Genomic DNA, 16298 nt, shown 5'->3' with positions numbered 1-16298 from the left:
GAGGTAAGGAATGAATCGGGTCTTCCGTAATACCATTTTTTATTTACTTATTTTATTAGTTGTGATCGGAGTTGTGAGCTACTTCCAAACCGCAAATCCGAAAACAGAAAATATGACGTATAGTGACTTTGTTTCAAACCTAGATAAAGGGAAGGTTGAAAATGTCTCCATCCAGCCTGTCAGGGGCGTGTACGAGGTTCGGGGACAGCTGACGACCTATGAGAAAGATCAATATTTCCTGACCCATGTTCCTGAAGGAAAAGGGGCAGATCAAATCATTGATCAAGTGAAAAAAACGAAGATACAAGTAGAACCTGCACAGGAAGCAAATGGATGGATGACGTTCTTTACCACCATCATCCCTTTTGTTATTATCTTCATTCTTTTCTTCTTCCTGCTTAATCAGGCTCAAGGCGGCGGAAGCCGTGTTATGAACTTTGGAAAAAGCAAGGCGAAGCTCTATACAGAAGAAAAGAAACGCGTCAAATTCAAAGATGTGGCAGGAGCGGATGAAGAAAAGCAAGAGCTTGTGGAAGTCGTTGATTTCCTCAAGGATCCCCGCAAGTTCGCTGAACTCGGAGCAAGGATTCCGAAAGGCGTGCTTTTGGTCGGACCTCCGGGTACCGGTAAAACATTGCTGGCGAAAGCTTGTGCCGGAGAAGCAGGGGTGCCTTTCTTCAGCATCAGCGGTTCTGACTTCGTTGAAATGTTCGTCGGGGTTGGTGCATCACGTGTTCGCGACTTATTCGAAAACGCTAAGAAAAATGCACCGTGTCTGATTTTCATCGATGAAATTGATGCTGTCGGACGCCAGCGGGGAGCAGGTCTTGGCGGAGGGCACGATGAACGTGAACAGACGCTCAACCAGCTTCTTGTTGAAATGGACGGATTTAGCGCCAATGAAGGAATCATCATTATCGCTGCGACAAACCGCGCCGATATTTTAGACCCTGCATTGCTGCGTCCGGGACGTTTTGACCGTCAAATTACAGTTGACCGCCCAGATGTTAAAGGCCGTGAAGCTGTACTTCAAGTACACGCAAGAAACAAGCCGCTTGATGAATCCGTAAACTTAAAAGCGATCGCGATGCGGACGCCTGGATTCTCAGGTGCAGATCTTGAAAACCTTTTAAATGAAGCGGCTCTCGTAGCAGCGCGTCAAGATAAGAAAAAGATCGATATGCGAGACATCGATGAAGCGACAGACCGCGTCATCGCCGGACCTGCAAAGAAAAGCAGGGTCATTTCGAAAAAAGAACGCAATATCGTGGCTTATCACGAGGCGGGACACACTGTAATCGGACTTGTCTTGGATGAAGCGGATATGGTGCATAAAGTAACGATCGTACCGCGCGGCCAAGCGGGCGGATACGCCGTTATGCTTCCTAAGGAAGACCGTTATTTCCAAACCAAACCCGAACTTCTCGATAAGATCGTCGGCTTGCTTGGAGGCCGTGTAGCTGAAGAGATCATCTTCGGTGAGGTCAGCACGGGTGCCCATAACGACTTCCAGCGCGCTACAGGCATTGCCAGACGAATGGTAACTGAATTCGGTATGTCTGAAAAGCTCGGTCCTCTTCAATTCGGACAATCGCAAGGCGGGCAAGTGTTCTTGGGACGCGATTTCAACAATGACCAAAACTACAGCGACGCGATTGCGTATGAAATCGATAAAGAAATTCAGCGCTTCATTAAGGAATGTTATGAACGTGCAAAAACAATCCTTACTGAAAATCGCGACAAACTTGAGCTGATCGCTCAAACATTGCTGGAAGTTGAAACGCTCGACGCTGAGCAAATCAAACATTTGTCTGAGCACGGAAGACTTCCTGATCGCACATATTCGGATGATCAGGAAAAGACAGACGATGTGAAAGTCAACATCAATAAACGAGATGACGAAGAAAAAAACGAGGATGAGAAAGAATAACGACTTATTTCCGCCTCTTCAGGAAAACTGCCAAGCTCTGCTTTTGGCAGTTTTCTTTTTTTATGGTTAAAAAACCTCTTTGGAAAATCTTTGTTCACTACGATTTGATTCGTTTACAAACAGAATCGGCATCGTGTATTGTATGATGGTAGAATGTTTTATGCCCAAGTAAGAGAAACTAGTCAAAAGTGGTGATCAGAATGTTGCTTGTTATAGATGTGGGAAATACAAACACCGTCCTTGGCATCTACCACGAAGGAGAGCTCGAATATCATTGGCGGATTGAGACAAGCCGCCATAAAACGGAAGATGAATTCGGCATGCTTCTTCGTTCTTTATTTGATTATGTCGGACTGATGTTTGACCAGATCGAAGGAATTATTATTTCATCAGTTGTACCTCCGATCATGTTCTCCCTCGAAAGAATGTGTATTAAATATTTTCAGATCGAGCCTCAGATTGTCGGTCCGGGAATGAAAACAGGATTAAACATAAAATACGATAATCCGAAAGAAGTCGGAGCAGACCGCATTGTAAATGCAGTGGCGGCTATTCATCTCTATGGGAGCCCCCTGATTGTCGTTGATTTTGGAACCGCTACGACGTACTGTTATATTAACGAGCGCAAGGAGTACATGGGCGGTGCGATCGCGCCGGGCATCACGATTTCAACTGAAGCGCTTTATTCGAGAGCTGCCAAGCTTCCCAGAATTGAAATTGCACGGCCCGATCATATTGTCGGCAAAAGTACGGTCAGCGCGATGCAGTCCGGAATCCTTTACGGCTACGTCGGACAGGTTGAAGGCATTGTCAAACGGATGAAATGGCAGTCCAAGAAAAATCCGAAAGTCATTGCGACGGGAGGTCTTGCTTCCTTGATAGCAGACGAATCGGACTGCATCGATATCGTTGACCCGTTCCTTACATTGAAGGGACTAGAGCTTATTTATGAACGGAATCGTGTTGAAAGTGTATAGGAGGATGAGGTATGGATTATTTAGTGAAAGCCATCGCATATGACGGCAAAGTGAGAGCATATGCAGCGAATACAACAGAAACGATTCATGAAGCCCAAAGAAGGCATAACACATGGCCTACCGCTTCCGCCGCTTTAGGAAGAACGATGACGGCGGCTGTCATGCTCGGTGCCATGCTGAAAGGCGAAGACAAGCTTACCGTCAAGATTGAAGGAGGCGGACCTATCGGCGCGATTGTCGCTGACGGAAATGCAAAAGGAGATGTCAGGGGCTACGTGTCCAATCCGCACGTTCATTTTGACTTAAATGAACACGGCAAACTGGACGTCAGAAGAGCCGTCGGTACGTCCGGCACACTAAGCGTAGTAAAAGATCTCGGTCTCCGCGATTTATTTACAGGCCAGGTTGAGATCGTTTCCGGAGAAATCGGCGAGGATTTTACATATTATCTCGTATCTTCTGAACAGGTTCCTTCTTCGGTGGGTGTAGGGGTGCTCGTCAACCCCGACAATACGATTTTAGCTGCAGGCGGATTTATCCTTCAGCTGCTGCCGGGCACGGACGATGAAACCATCACGAAGCTTGAAACAAACCTTTCTCAAGTGGAGCCCATTTCAAAGCTGATTCAGAAAGGTTTGACACCTGAGGAAGTGCTGGCTGCGGTATTGGGAGAAGAACCGGAAATACTGGAAACCGTTCCTGTCCGGTTTACATGCAATTGTTCAAAAGAGCGTTTCTCAGGAGGCATCATCGGTCTTGGCAAAGATGAAATTCAACAGATGATTGATGAAGATGGCCAAGCTGAGGCTCAATGCCATTTTTGCAATGAGAAGTATCTGTTTACAAAGGAAGAGCTTGAAGCGCTTCGAGATGAAATATAAGCCCGCTATGCAGTAGCGGGTCTTTTACAATGGGGAAAGGGGAGACACCATATTGAAATCAAGAACACTTTGGCCGATTATTTTAGGTGCGATCTTTGTCAACTGTATCGTGATCGCGTATGTTTTGACGAAATCGCAGACTGCTTCTTCACCGTCCGCTCAAGAAGTCATTGCACATATCGGAAAAAACGGCATCACGCGTGAAGAATGGCTGAGCGAAATGGAAGAGCGCTATGGAAAATCAACGCTTGAAGATATGATCAACGACCGCGTTGTTACCCAAATGGCCGAAAAAAATAAGATCAAAGTGTCTGATGAAGACATTGAAAGAGAATTTCTGCTGATTAAAGCTGTATACAATTCCTTCTACGAAGACGAAGCCACAACAGAAAAAGAATGGAAAGAGCAGATCAAGCATAATATTCTTCTAGAAGAGCTCCTGACAAAAGATATTGTCATTTCTGACAGCGAATTGAAGTCATTCTATAACAAAAATAAGGACTTATATAAATTCGATGATTCTTATCGCCTCAAGCATATCGTTGTCAAAGATAAAGACGAAGCAGAACAAGTTCTTAAAGAGCTGAAGGAAGGATCCAGCTTTGAAGCGGCCGCGGCTGAACATTCGACTGACCGGTATACTTCTCCTTACGGCGGCGACCTCGGGTTCGTCAATGATCAGCACGAAAACATTCCGGCCGAATATTTAGAGAAAGCTGAGCAGCTAAAGGAAAATCAATGGGTGGATGAACCGATTAAAACGAGCCAAGGCTATGCAATCATCCAGCTCAAAGAAAAGCTCCCGGGGCAAGCTTTCACTTACAGCGAAGTGAAAAATCAAATCAGAAGGCAGATCGCGATGGATCAATTAGGCGACAAAGCTTCGGTGAAGACACTTTGGAAAGATGCGAAAGTATCTTGGTTTTATGACGATAAAAAATAAAGATTGACAAAATATTTTGATATTGATAAATTAGATATAATCCCAATAAAATTACTCGGAAATTGAGGTGTTCAAATGGTTCGCGTTGCAAACTCTGTTTATGACTTAATCGGAAATACACCTGTCGTTAAATTAAATCGACTAGTTGATGAAGACAGTGCTGAAGTATATGTGAAACTGGAGTATATGAACCCTGGAAGCAGCGTAAAAGACCGGATTGCGCTTGCCATGATAGAAGATGCTGAAGAGAAAGGCCTTCTGAAAGAAGGAGATACACTGATTGAACCGACCAGCGGAAATACGGGAATCGGACTTGCCATGGTCGCTGCAGCGAAGGGCATCAAAGCGATTCTTGTTATGCCTGATACAATGAGTTCTGAGCGCCGCAACCTTCTGCGTGCATATGGAGCTGAGCTTGTGCTGACTCCGGGTGCTGAAGGAATGAAAGGCGCGATTAAAAAAGCGGAAGAACTGGCTGAGGAGCACGGCTATTTTATGCCTCAGCAATTTAACAACCCTGCGAACTCAGAAGTTCACCGCCGCACAACGGGAAAAGAAATCGCCGAACAATTCGGAGACGGTTTAGATGCATTCATTGCAGGTATCGGAACCGGCGGAACGATAACAGGTGCCGGAGAAGTCCTGAAAGAAAAAAATCCGTCCATCAAGATTTTCGCGGTGGAACCGACTGATTCTCCTGTTCTTTCCGGAGGAAAACCAGGTCCGCACAAAATTCAGGGAATCGGAGCGGGATTCGTTCCGAAAATCTTGAATACGGAAATTTACGATGAAATCATCACAGTGAAAAACGAAGAAGCCTTTGAATTTGCCCGTAAAGCGGCGAGAGAAGAAGGAATTCTCGGAGGAATTTCTTCGGGTGCTGCGATCTGTGCTGCTCTTCAAGTCGCTAAAAAGCTTGGGAAAGGCAAAAAAGTTCTCGCTGTTCTTCCTAGTAACGGAGAGAGATACTTAAGCACGCCTCTTTATCAATTTGAATAGGCTCCAGTTGAAACGGGAGGCTGCCGACAATGTCGGCGGCCTTTTGTTTTTCACGGGCGAAGCCCTTTTAAAAGTTCGGTGTCCTTGAGTGAACATGCTCAAGGACTTTTTTCTATATTGGAAATGAAATTCTCTTTTCCTAGAAAAAAGATATGCATTACAATAAGGACATTAGACTAACGGCAGAGGAATGATATGATGAGACAACGAAGGCCTGTAGCCAGAGCGTTCCCATTTTCCAATCAACGGTTTTTAGAGCAATTTGAAAGCCTGTCGAAAGGAAAGCAATACCGCGTTCTGCTCGAAAGTGCGAGAGGCGGAGAATACAGCATAGCCGGGCTCGACCCTGTCGCAATAGCAAAAGGGAAAGACGGCATCACGACGATTCAATACAAAGGGGACATCATATTCAAAGAGGGGGATCCGTTTCAGCAGTTTTCTCAGTGGTTTGAAACGCTGAAAACGGAGACGGTTGCAGATTTTCCCGACTTTCAGGGCGGGGCTGTCGGTTTTCTAAGCTATGACTATGCCCGATATATTGAGAAATTCAAAATCCTGTCTATCGATGATCTGCAAACGCCGGATTTATTCTTTCTCGTATTTGATGATATAGCCGTCTATGATCATAAGCAGCAGCAGCTTTGGGTGATTACCCACACCGTTGAAGAATCGCCGGCCGCTTCGGAAGAGAAACTGGACAGGCTTGAGCAAATGTGGAAGACGGAACATCCGAAGACCGCTGGCGGTCATCAATCAAATGATAATAAAAGCCCGTTATTCGCAGCTTCATTTACAGAAGCCGGCTTTTCTCAGGCTGTTGAGAAGGTGAAGCAATACATTGCAAGCGGCGACGTATTTCAGGTGAACCTTTCTGTTCGCCAGTCGGAGCGCCTGTCTGCGCCTCCTTATGAGGTATACAAAATGTTAAGAGAAATCAACCCTTCGCCGTACATGTCCTACTTGGAAACCCCGGATTTTCAAATCATCTGCGGGTCGCCCGAACTGCTCATTAAGAAAAAGGGCACCAGGCTTGAGACAAGACCGATTGCCGGGACGAGATCCCGCGGGGCGGATGAAGCGGAGGATGAAGCGCTCGCGAACGAACTGATCATGAATGAAAAAGAGCGCGCCGAACATGTGATGCTCGTTGATTTAGAGCGTAATGACCTCGGCAGGGTCTCCAAGTACGGTTCGGTCAGGGTCGATGAATTCATGGTGATTGAGAAGTATTCCCATGTCATGCATATCGTCTCTAATGTGTGCGGGGAACTAAGGGACGAATGCGATGCCGTGGATGTCATCCATGCCGTGTTTCCCGGCGGTACGATTACAGGAGCGCCGAAAGTTAGAACGATGGAAATTATAGAGGAGCTTGAGCCGACGAGACGGGGGCTTTATACTGGTTCTATAGGATGGTTCGGATATAATCAGGATATGCACTTTAATATCGTTATCCGAACGATATATGTGAAAGCGGGCCAGGCGTTCATGCAGTCCGGAGCTGGAATCGTCATCGATTCCAACCCTAAGCATGAATATAAAGAGTCAATTAAAAAGGCCCTGGCGATGAAAAAGGCGCTGCAGTTGAGTGAAGAAGAGAAAAAAGAGCAGAGGAGAGCTGAGATATGATTCTAATGATCGACAATTACGATTCATTTACGTACAATTTGGTTCAGTATTTAGGTGAGCTTGGCGAGGAGTTAGTCGTCAAGCGGAACGATGAGATCACGCTTCAGGAAATAGAGGATATGTCGCCTGACTTTTTGATGATATCTCCCGGTCCTTGCAGTCCGGATGAGGCCGGGATCAGCCTTGAAGTGATCCGCCATTTTGCCGGGAAGATACCGATTTTCGGGGTCTGTCTCGGACATCAGTCGATCGCCCAGGTTTTCGGAGGCGATGTCGTCAGGGCGGAACGGTTAATGCATGGGAAAACTTCCGAGATCTTGCACGACGGGTTGACGGTCTTTAAAGACTTGGAACATCCGCTCACGGCCACGAGGTATCATTCGTTGATCGTCAAACCGGATACGCTGCCCGGTTGTTTTGTGACATCGGCTTGGACGGAAGAAGGGGAGATTATGGCCATCAGGCATAAAGAACTGCCTATTGAAGGCGTTCAGTTCCATCCGGAGTCGATTATGACTGCCTCCGGAAAAGAAATGCTGAAGAATTTTATTGAGACTTACCGAAAGAAAGTGAACACATGATCATTTACCTGAACGGTCAATATGTGAAGGAGGAGGAAGCAAGACTTTCTCCTTTTGACCATGGTTTTTTATACGGAATCGGGGTATTTGAAACGTTCCGCCTTTATGAAGGGGAGCCCTTCCTTTTAGACTGGCATATGGACAGACTGAACAACGCTTTGGAACAGCTGAGAATTGAGCTTGAGCTGACAAAAAGCGAAGTGCTTGCCATTCTTGACAGGCTGCTTCAGTTGAATCAGCCCCCAAATCTGGATGCCAAGGTCCGGTTAAATATATCTGCCGGTCCCGGTGACTCAGGTCTTTTTCCTGATTCATACAAAAAACCCGGTGTTATGGTGATGATGAATCCTTTTCATCCTGAATCGGTTCCGGTTGAAAAGGAGGGTGTCATTTTACAGGTCCGACGCAATACGCCAGAAGGTCCGTTCCGCTTGAAATCACATCACTTTTTAAATAATCTGTTCGGAAAAAGAGAGCTCGGACCAGACGCTGCCAAAGAAGGGATTTTTCTTACCGAAGGCGGAGCTGTAGCCGAAGGGATCATTTCCAACATTTTTTGGGGAAAAGACGGTTGTGTGTATACACCTTCTCTTGATACCGGCATATTAGGCGGCGTCACCCGGCGTTATGTCATCGAGCGCCTTGCAGATATGGGAATCGAAGTTATGCAGGGGGTATACCCTTTAAAGGAGCTTCTCTTTGCGGACGAAGCATGGATGACCAATTCCGTTCAGGAAATCGTTCCATTCCGGAGAATCGGCAGCACTCAATTTCCGGGAAAGGATGGAAATTTGTCGAAACGTCTGCAAGAGGCATACACTAACGATAGAAAAGCAGCAAAAGACTATATTTCAATTAAAGGGTGAAGGATATGGCGCTTCAAACAGCGGTGCGTTCAAAGAAGTTGACCGCAAAGCAATACACATTGTCTTATGAAGATAAAACATTGATCATGGGGATTTTAAATGTGACGCCCGATTCTTTTTCAGACGGCGGAAAATATAACAGCATCGACCGCGCCGTTATTCATGCAAAGCAAATGATCGAAGACGGCGCCCATATCCTTGATATCGGAGGAGAATCAACGAGGCCGGGGGCGGAAAAGGTTTCTCTTGATGAGGAGCTGTCAAGGGTCATACCTGTAATTGAAAAACTTGTTCAGGAAATCGACGTGCCGATTTCTGTTGACACTTATAAAGCAAAAGTGGCGGATGAAGCCCTTAAGGCCGGTGCAACGATTATCAATGATGTCTGGGGAGCAAAAGCAGACCCTGACATGGCCCGGGTTGCGGCCGCTCATAATGTGCCGATTATCTTGATGCATAACCGCGAGGAACGGAATTATAAGGACTTGATCCCGGACATGCTGTCTGATTTGATGGAATGTGTGAGCATTGCAAAATCAGCAGGCGTTCAAGATCATCACATCGTACTTGATCCGGGTATCGGCTTTGCCAAAACGTATCATGACAATCTGGCGGTCATGAACCAGCTTGAGAAATTCAGCGAACTCGGATACCCGGTTTTATTGGGGACGTCACGCAAAAAATTTATCGGCCGTGTTCTGGATCTGCCGCCTGAGGAGAGGGCGGAAGGCACGGGCGCGACGGTATGCCTCGGTATTCAAAAAGGGTGCGATATCGTCAGGGTGCATGACGTCAAGCAAATTTCCAGGATGGCAAAAATGATGGATGCCATGATTGATAAAGGAGGCGTTTATCATCGATAAAGTGTATGTAGAGGGCATGGAGTTTTACGGATATCACGGTGTTTTCAAAGAAGAAAACAAACTTGGCCAAAGATTCCGCGTTGATCTGACAGCATTTCTAGACTTAAGCGAAGCCGGAAAAACGGATCGTATTGATGCCACCATTAATTATGCTGATTTGTATAAGCTGTGCAAAGAGGTTGTGGAGGGAGAGCCGGTCAACCTTGTGGAGACCCTCGCAGAAACGATTGCCGCAAAAGTGCTGAAGCATTTTGAAGCGGTTCAGGAATGCACGGTCAAAGTCGTCAAGCCTGACCCGCCTATACCGGGACACTATAAATCGGTGGCCATCGAGATGACGAGGAAACGACAATGAACAATTCGGCATATATAGCGCTCGGCTCGAATATCGGCCAGCGGGAAGAATATTTAAAAAAAGCTGTCTCTCTCCTCCATCAACATCCGTCTGTACAGGTGACAGACATCTCGTCGATTTATGAAACAGATCCTGTCGGGTATACAGACCAAGATCTATTTTTAAACATGGCTGCAGCTGTTAAAACATCTCTTTCACCGTTTGAATTGCTTGATTTGACTCAGCGTATTGAAAAAGAACTCGGCCGCAAACGCGACATCAGATGGGGGCCGAGAACTGCAGACCTTGACATTTTGTTGTATAATCGTGAAAATATTGAGACAGAGCAACTTATCGTTCCTCATCCTAGAATGCATGAACGTTTGTTTGTGCTCATCCCGCTGCTGGAGATTTATCCCGAGCTTGAGGGAGCTGTCAATCATGCGAAAAATCAAGAAGGTGTAAGAGTATGGAAGCAGAAATCTGGGGTAGACGAATTCGTGCATATCGAAAGCTGAAGGGTTATACTCAAGAAGGGTTTGCAAAAGCATTGGGTATATCCGTTTCTGTGCTTGGTGAAGTAGAACGCGGGAATCGTATGCCGTCGGAGAGCATGCTCAGGGATGTAGCCAATACTTTAAATATAACAGTGGAGGAATTATCTCCATCAGAAGAATAAGAAAGGAGGACTAAAAATGTTTAAAATCGGTGATATAGAATTAAAAAACAGGGTTGTGCTTGCGCCGATGGCCGGTGTCTGCAACTCCGCCTTCCGCTTGACGGTTAAGGAATTCGGAGCGGGTTTGGTCTGCGCCGAAATGGTCAGCGATAAAGCGATCCTTTACAATAATGCAAAAACAATGGGAATGCTTTATATCGATGAACGTGAAAAGCCGCTCAGCCTGCAGATCTTCGGCGGCGAAAAAGAAACGCTTGTCGAAGCGGCGAGGTTTGTTGACCAAAACACAACTGCGGATATTATTGATATAAACATGGGATGTCCGGTGCCAAAGATTACAAAATGTGATGCAGGAGCCAAATGGCTGCTTGATCCGAATAAAATTTATGAAATGGTTTCTGCAGTAGTGGAGGCTGTTGACAAGCCGGTGACCGTAAAAATGAGAATGGGCTGGGATGAAGACCATATCTTTGCCGTTGAGAATGCGAAAGCTGTAGAGCGCGCAGGCGGAAAAGCGGTCGCTCTTCACGGGCGGACCCGCGTGCAAATGTACGAAGGAACGGCAAATTGGGATATTATCAAAGAAGTGAAGCAGTCCGTTTCAATACCGGTAATCGGAAACGGTGATGTCAAAACTCCGCAAGATGCAAAACGCATGCTTGATGAAACAGGGGTTGACGGTGTCATGATCGGCCGTGCAGCGCTGGGTAACCCGTGGATGATTTACCGTACGGTTCACTATTTAGAAACAGGCGAATTGAAAGATGAGCCGAAAGTGCGTGAGAAAATGTCTGTCTGCAAACTTCACCTTGACCGATTAATCGGACTGAAAGGCGAAAATGTTGCGGTTCGCGAAATGAGAAAGCACGCAGCCTGGTATCTAAAAGGCATAAGAGGAAACGCAAAGGTCCGGAATGAAATTAATCATTGCGAAACGAGGGATGAGCTCGTTCAGCTTTTAGACGCGTTTACGATTGAAGCCGAGGCAAAAGAGCTTCAGGATGCAAAAGTAGGATAAATCCGACCTCTGCTCACTGCCAGTTTTCACTGGCAGTTTTTCTGCTTTTTTCCTGAAAGACTAAAAGTAACGGAGTGATATATGATGAGTCATGAAGAGCATAACCATGAAGAATTAAACGACCAGCTGCAAGTCAGACGCGATAAAATGAATCAATTGAGAGAAAACGGGAAAGATCCTTTCGGGCAGCGTTTTGACCGCACCCATCAATCAACTGATCTCATTGAATCATATAATGAATTCTCAAAAGAAGAATTAGAGGAAAAAGCAATTGAAGTGACGATTGCCGGCCGGATGATGACAAAGCGTGGAAAAGGAAAAGCGGGATTCGCGCACATTCAGGATTTAAAGGGCCAGATTCAGATCTATGTCAGGAAAGACAGTGTCGGTGAAGAGCAGTACGAATGGTTTAAAAGCTCTGACCTCGGGGACATTGTCGGCGTTACAGGCGTCATGTTTAAAACGAATGTTGGCGAATTGTCTGTCAAAGCTACATCCTTTGATTTATTAACAAAAGCACTTCGTCCGCTTCCGGACAAATATCACGGATTAAAAGACATCGAACAGCGCTACCGTCAGCGTTATTTGGACTTGATCGTAAACCCGGAAAGCAAAAATACGTTTATTACGCGCAGCAAAATCATTCAATCGATGAGAAGATACTTAGATGACCACGGATACTTAGAAGTTGAGACGCCTACGATGCACGCGATTCCGGGCGGAGCGTCTGCCCGTCCGTTCATTACGCATCATAATGCGCTTGATATGCCGCTTTACATGAGGATCGCTATCGAGCTCCATTTGAAAAGGCTGATTGTCGGCGGATTGGAAAAAGTCTATGAAATCGGACGTGTATTCAGAAATGAAGGAGTTTCCACACGGCACAATCCTGAATTTACAATGATTGAACTTTACGAAGCTTATGCTGACTATAAAGATATTATGAGCTTGACGGAAAACCTTATCGCTCATATTGCACAAGAAGTGCTTGGCACTACAACCGTTCAATACGGAAATTATGAAGTTGACCTCAAGCCTGAATGGAAGAGACTTCATATGGTCGATGCTGTTAAAGAAGCCACCGGTGTAGACTTCTGGAAAGAAGTATCGGTAGAAGAAGCAAGAACATTCGCGAAAGAACACGGAATTGAAATTTCTGAAAGCATGTCAGTAGGACATATCATTAATGAGTTCTTCGAGCAAAAAGTTGAAGAAACGTTGATTCAGCCTACTTTTATATACGGACACCCTGTGGAGATTTCTCCGCTTGCTAAGAAAAACCCTGAAGACCCTCGATTTACAGACCGTTTTGAGCTGTTTATCGTCGGCCGTGAACACGCGAATGCATTTACTGAATTAAATGATCCTATCGACCAAAAAGAACGCTTTGAAGCTCAATTAAAAGAACGTGAAGAAGGAAACGATGAAGCGCATATGATGGATGAAGACTTTGTCGAAGCACTGGAGTACGGAATGCCTCCTACCGGCGGTCTTGGAATCGGCATTGACAGACTGATTATGCTTTTGACGAATTCTCCTTCAATCAGGGACGTTTTACTATTCCCGCAAATGAGACATCGTTAAATGACGTTTGGGCAGCAGCCGTGTAACAAGCGGCTGCTGCGCATTTAAAACAAATTAAATTTTTTCTCAAAAAAGTATTGCACAATCATAAATACGGTGGTATATTATTATTCGTTGCCGCAAAACGGCGGCGAAAGAAAAAAAGAACTTAAAAAAAGTTCTTGACTTAATATCCGAGATTGGATATAATATAAAAGTCGCTTTAATAATGATCTTTGAAAACTAAACAAGACAAACGTACCTGTTAATTCATTAAATAAATCGTACATGCGAATGTGCGTAGTCATTATCAAACTTCATGGAGAGTTTGATCCTGGCTCAGGACGAACGCTGGCGGCGTGCCTAATACATGCAAGTCGAGCGGACAGATGGGAGCTTGCTCCCTGATGTTAGCGGCGGACGGGTGAGTAACACGTGGGTAACCTGCCTGTAAGACTGGGATAACTCCGGGAAACCGGGGCTAATACCGGATGCTTGATTGAACCGCATGGTTCAATTATAAAAGGTGGCTTTTAGCTACCACTTACAGATGGACCCGCGGCGCATTAGCTAGTTGGTGAGGTAACGGCTCACCAAGGCAACGATGCGTAGCCGACCTGAGAGGGTGATCGGCCACACTGGGACTGAGACACGGCCCAGACTCCTACGGGAGGCAGCAGTAGGGAATCTTCCGCAATGGACGAAAGTCTGACGGAGCAACGCCGCGTGAGTGATGAAGGTTTTCGGATCGTAAAACTCTGTTGTTAGGGAAGAACAAGTACCGTTCGAATAGGGCGGTACCTTGACGGTACCTAACCAGAAAGCCACGGCTAACTACGTGCCAGCAGCCGCGGTAATACGTAGGTGGCAAGCGTTGTCCGGAATTATTGGGCGTAAAGCGCGCGCAGGCGGTTTCTTAAGTCTGATGTGAAAGCCCCCGGCTCAACCGGGGAGGGTCATTGGAAACTGGGGAACTTGAGTGCAGAAGAGGAGAGTGGAATTCCACGTGTAGCGGTGAAATGCGTAGAGATGTGGAGGAACACCAGTGGCGAAGGCGACTCTCTGGTCTGTAACTGACGCTGAGGCGCGAAAGCGTGGGGAGCGAACAGGATTAGATACCCTGGTAGTCCACGCCGTAAACGATGAGTGCTAAGTGTTAGAGGGTTTCCGCCCTTTAGTGCTGCAGCAAACGCATTAAGCACTCCGCCTGGGGAGTACGGTCGCAAGACTGAAACTCAAAGGAATTGACGGGGGCCCGCACAAGCGGTGGAGCATGTGGTTTAATTCGAAGCAACGCGAAGAACCTTACCAGGTCTTGACATCCTCTGACAACCCTAGAGATAGGGCTTCCCCTTCGGGGGCAGAGTGACAGGTGGTGCATGGTTGTCGTCAGCTCGTGTCGTGAGATGTTGGGTTAAGTCCCGCAACGAGCGCAACCCTTGATCTTAGTTGCCAGCATTCAGTTGGGCACTCTAAGGTGACTGCCGGTGACAAACCGGAGGAAGGTGGGGATGACGTCAAATCATCATGCCCCTTATGACCTGGGCTACACACGTGCTACAATGGGCAGAACAAAGGGCAGCGAAGCCGCGAGGCTAAGCCAATCCCACAAATCTGTTCTCAGTTCGGATCGCAGTCTGCAACTCGACTGCGTGAAGCTGGAATCGCTAGTAATCGCGGATCAGCATGCCGCGGTGAATACGTTCCCGGGCCTTGTACACACCGCCCGTCACACCACGAGAGTTTGTAACACCCGAAGTCGGTGAGGTAACCTTTTGGAGCCAGCCGCCGAAGGTGGGACAGATGATTGGGGTGAAGTCGTAACAAGGTAGCCGTATCGGAAGGTGCGGCTGGATCACCTCCTTTCTAAGGATATTATACGGAATATAAGACCTTGCGGTCTTATAGACAGGTGCGTTTAGATCTTGTTTAGTTTTGAAGGATCATTCCTTCAAAGCGTGTTCTTTGAAAACTAGATAACAGTAGACATCACATTCAATTAGTAAGCAAGATATCACGTAGTGATTCTTTTTAACGGTTAAGTTAGAAAGGGCGCACGGTGGATGCCTTGGCACTAGGAGCCGATGAAGGACGGGACGAACACCGATATGCTTCGGGGAGCTGTAAGCAAGCTTTGATCCGGAGATTTCCGAATGGGGAAACCCACTGCTCGTAATGGAGCAGTATCCATATCTGAATTCATAGGATATGAGAAGGCAGACCCGGGGAACTGAAACATCTAAGTACCCGGAGGAAGAGAAAGCAAATGCGATTCCCTGAGTAGCGGCGAGCGAAACGGGAACAGCCCAAACCAAGAGGCTTGCCTCTTGGGGTTGTAGGACACTCTGTACGGAGTTACAAAAGAACGAGGTAGATGAAGAGGTCTGGAAAGGCCCGCCATAGGAGGTAACAGCCCTGTAGTCAAAACTTCGTTCTCTCCTGAGTGGATCCTGAGTACGGCGGAACACGTGAAATTCCGTCGGAATCCGGGAGGACCATCTCCCAAGGCTAAATACTCCCTAGTGACCGATAGTGAACCAGTACCGTGAGGGAAAGGTGAAAAGCACCCCGGAAGGGGAGTGAAAGAGATCCTGAAACCGTGTGCCTACAAGTAGTCAGAGCCCGTTAACGGGTGATGGCGTGCCTTTTGTAGAATGAACCGGCGAGTTACGATCCCGTGCAAGGTTAAGTTTGAAAAGACGGAGCCGCAGCGAAAGCGAGTCTGAATAGGGCGCATGAGTACGTGGTCGTAGACCCGAAACCAGGTGATCTACCCATGTCCAGGGTGAAGTTCAGGTAACACTGAATGGAGGCCCGAACCCACGCACGTTGAAAAGTGCGGGGATGAGGTGTGGGTAGGGGTGAAATGCCAATCGAACCTGGAGATAGCTGGTTCTCTCCGAAATAGCTTTAGGGCTAGCCTCAAGGTAAGAGTCTTGGAGGTAGAGCACTGATTGGACTAGGGGCCCCTACCGGGTTACCGAATTCAGTCAAACTCCGAATGCCAAAGACTTATCCTTGGGAGTCAGACTGCG

The 16298-nt window shown here is 46.7% G+C and carries 14 protein-coding genes and 2 rRNA genes (1 of these 16 cut by a window edge); all 16 read left to right on the top strand.

The features are described from left to right. Nucleotides 1-10 precede the first annotated feature (10 nt). Nucleotides 11-1930: an ATP-dependent zinc metalloprotease FtsH gene (gene ftsH / locus M1D90_RS21920; protein WP_020449823.1), complete on the top strand. Its 1920-nt coding sequence runs from the start codon at nt 11-13 to the stop codon at nt 1928-1930. 200 nt (nt 1931-2130) lie between these two features. Then, nucleotides 2131-2907, top strand: a complete 777-nt coding sequence (locus M1D90_RS21915; RefSeq protein ID WP_003178242.1) for a type III pantothenate kinase — start codon at nt 2131-2133, stop codon at nt 2905-2907. An 11-nt stretch (nt 2908-2918) separates the two neighbouring features. After that, nucleotides 2919-3788: an Hsp33 family molecular chaperone HslO gene (hslO, locus tag M1D90_RS21910; protein ID WP_020449824.1), complete on the top strand. Its 870-nt coding sequence runs from the start codon at nt 2919-2921 to the stop codon at nt 3786-3788. 52 nt (nt 3789-3840) lie between these two features. Further along, entirely contained in the window at nt 3841-4731 is an 891-nt protein-coding gene (locus M1D90_RS21905; protein ID WP_026578991.1) for a peptidyl-prolyl cis-trans isomerase, read from the top strand. A 75-nt stretch (nt 4732-4806) separates the two neighbouring features. Continuing rightward, on the top strand, nt 4807-5730 hold the full coding sequence (gene cysK, locus M1D90_RS21900) for a cysteine synthase A (protein ID WP_020449826.1): 924 nt from the start codon (nt 4807-4809) through the stop codon (nt 5728-5730). A 198-nt stretch (nt 5731-5928) separates the two neighbouring features. After that, nucleotides 5929-7359: an anthranilate synthase component I family protein gene (locus M1D90_RS21895; RefSeq protein WP_186439859.1), complete on the top strand. Its 1431-nt coding sequence runs from the start codon at nt 5929-5931 to the stop codon at nt 7357-7359. Next, nucleotides 7356-7940 carry an aminodeoxychorismate/anthranilate synthase component II gene (gene pabA, locus M1D90_RS21890; RefSeq protein ID WP_020449828.1) on the top strand — a complete coding sequence of 195 codons (585 nt, stop codon included), beginning with the start codon at nt 7356-7358 and terminating at the stop codon, nt 7938-7940. The genes M1D90_RS21895 and pabA overlap by 4 nt, the downstream gene beginning before the upstream one ends. Further along, entirely contained in the window at nt 7937-8806 is an 870-nt protein-coding gene (pabC, locus tag M1D90_RS21885) for an aminodeoxychorismate lyase (RefSeq protein WP_096747836.1), read from the top strand. The genes pabA and pabC overlap by 4 nt, the downstream gene beginning before the upstream one ends. 5 nt (nt 8807-8811) lie before the next feature. Beyond that, complete coding sequence (gene folP / locus M1D90_RS21880) at nt 8812-9669, top strand: dihydropteroate synthase (RefSeq protein ID WP_035337486.1); 858 nt, start codon at nt 8812-8814, stop codon at nt 9667-9669. Then, nucleotides 9662-10024 carry a dihydroneopterin aldolase gene (gene folB / locus M1D90_RS21875; RefSeq protein ID WP_023855968.1) on the top strand — a complete coding sequence of 121 codons (363 nt, stop codon included), beginning with the start codon at nt 9662-9664 and terminating at the stop codon, nt 10022-10024. The genes folP and folB overlap by 8 nt, the downstream gene beginning before the upstream one ends. Then, entirely contained in the window at nt 10021-10521 is a 501-nt protein-coding gene (folK, locus tag M1D90_RS21870) for a 2-amino-4-hydroxy-6-hydroxymethyldihydropteridine diphosphokinase (RefSeq protein WP_020449832.1), read from the top strand. Before folB ends, folK begins: the two co-directional genes overlap by 4 nt. Continuing rightward, on the top strand, nt 10473-10682 hold the full coding sequence (locus M1D90_RS21865; protein WP_031304995.1) for a helix-turn-helix domain-containing protein: 210 nt from the start codon (nt 10473-10475) through the stop codon (nt 10680-10682). Before folK ends, M1D90_RS21865 begins: the two co-directional genes overlap by 49 nt. A 16-nt stretch (nt 10683-10698) precedes the next feature. Beyond that, nucleotides 10699-11700, top strand: a complete 1002-nt coding sequence (dusB, locus tag M1D90_RS21860; protein ID WP_020449833.1) for a tRNA dihydrouridine synthase DusB — start codon at nt 10699-10701, stop codon at nt 11698-11700. Nucleotides 11701-11784: 84 nt separating this feature from the next. Further along, entirely contained in the window at nt 11785-13284 is a 1500-nt protein-coding gene (gene lysS, locus M1D90_RS21855) for a lysine--tRNA ligase (protein WP_146873940.1), read from the top strand. A 295-nt stretch (nt 13285-13579) separates the two neighbouring features. Then, nucleotides 13580-15129 (top strand): 16S ribosomal RNA (locus M1D90_RS21850). Between the two features lie 170 nt (nt 15130-15299). Beyond that, nucleotides 15300-16298, top strand: a 23S ribosomal RNA gene (locus tag M1D90_RS21845); it runs 1931 nt beyond the window's last position. The 16S and 23S rRNA genes sit together here, the layout of an rRNA operon.

The sequence above is a fragment of the Bacillus sp. JZ34 genome (genome assembly GCF_053903205.1).
The sequence above is the reverse complement of the archived record's forward strand: the minus strand, read 5'-3'. Positions and strand labels throughout refer to the sequence as shown.

What these genes read in the sequence shown, in the direction of transcription:
- ftsH (WP_020449823.1), top strand. Translation starts at nt 11, where the DNA reads ATGAATCGGGTCTTCCGTAATACCATTTTTTATTTACTTATTTTATTA.
- M1D90_RS21915 (WP_003178242.1), top strand. Translation starts at nt 2,131, where the DNA reads ATGTTGCTTGTTATAGATGTGGGAAATACAAACACCGTCCTTGGCATC.
- hslO (WP_020449824.1), top strand. Translation starts at nt 2,919, where the DNA reads ATGGATTATTTAGTGAAAGCCATCGCATATGACGGCAAAGTGAGAGCA.
- cysK (WP_020449826.1), top strand. Translation starts at nt 4,807, where the DNA reads ATGGTTCGCGTTGCAAACTCTGTTTATGACTTAATCGGAAATACACCT.
- M1D90_RS21895 (WP_186439859.1), top strand. Translation starts at nt 5,929, where the DNA reads ATGAGACAACGAAGGCCTGTAGCCAGAGCGTTCCCATTTTCCAATCAA.
- pabA (WP_020449828.1), top strand. Translation starts at nt 7,356, where the DNA reads ATGATTCTAATGATCGACAATTACGATTCATTTACGTACAATTTGGTT.
- pabC (WP_096747836.1), top strand. Translation starts at nt 7,937, where the DNA reads ATGATCATTTACCTGAACGGTCAATATGTGAAGGAGGAGGAAGCAAGA.
- folP (WP_035337486.1), top strand. Translation starts at nt 8,812, where the DNA reads ATGGCGCTTCAAACAGCGGTGCGTTCAAAGAAGTTGACCGCAAAGCAA.
- folK (WP_020449832.1), top strand. Translation starts at nt 10,021, where the DNA reads ATGAACAATTCGGCATATATAGCGCTCGGCTCGAATATCGGCCAGCGG.
- M1D90_RS21865 (WP_031304995.1), top strand. Translation starts at nt 10,473, where the DNA reads ATGGAAGCAGAAATCTGGGGTAGACGAATTCGTGCATATCGAAAGCTG.
- dusB (WP_020449833.1), top strand. Translation starts at nt 10,699, where the DNA reads ATGTTTAAAATCGGTGATATAGAATTAAAAAACAGGGTTGTGCTTGCG.
- lysS (WP_146873940.1), top strand. Translation starts at nt 11,785, where the DNA reads ATGAGTCATGAAGAGCATAACCATGAAGAATTAAACGACCAGCTGCAA.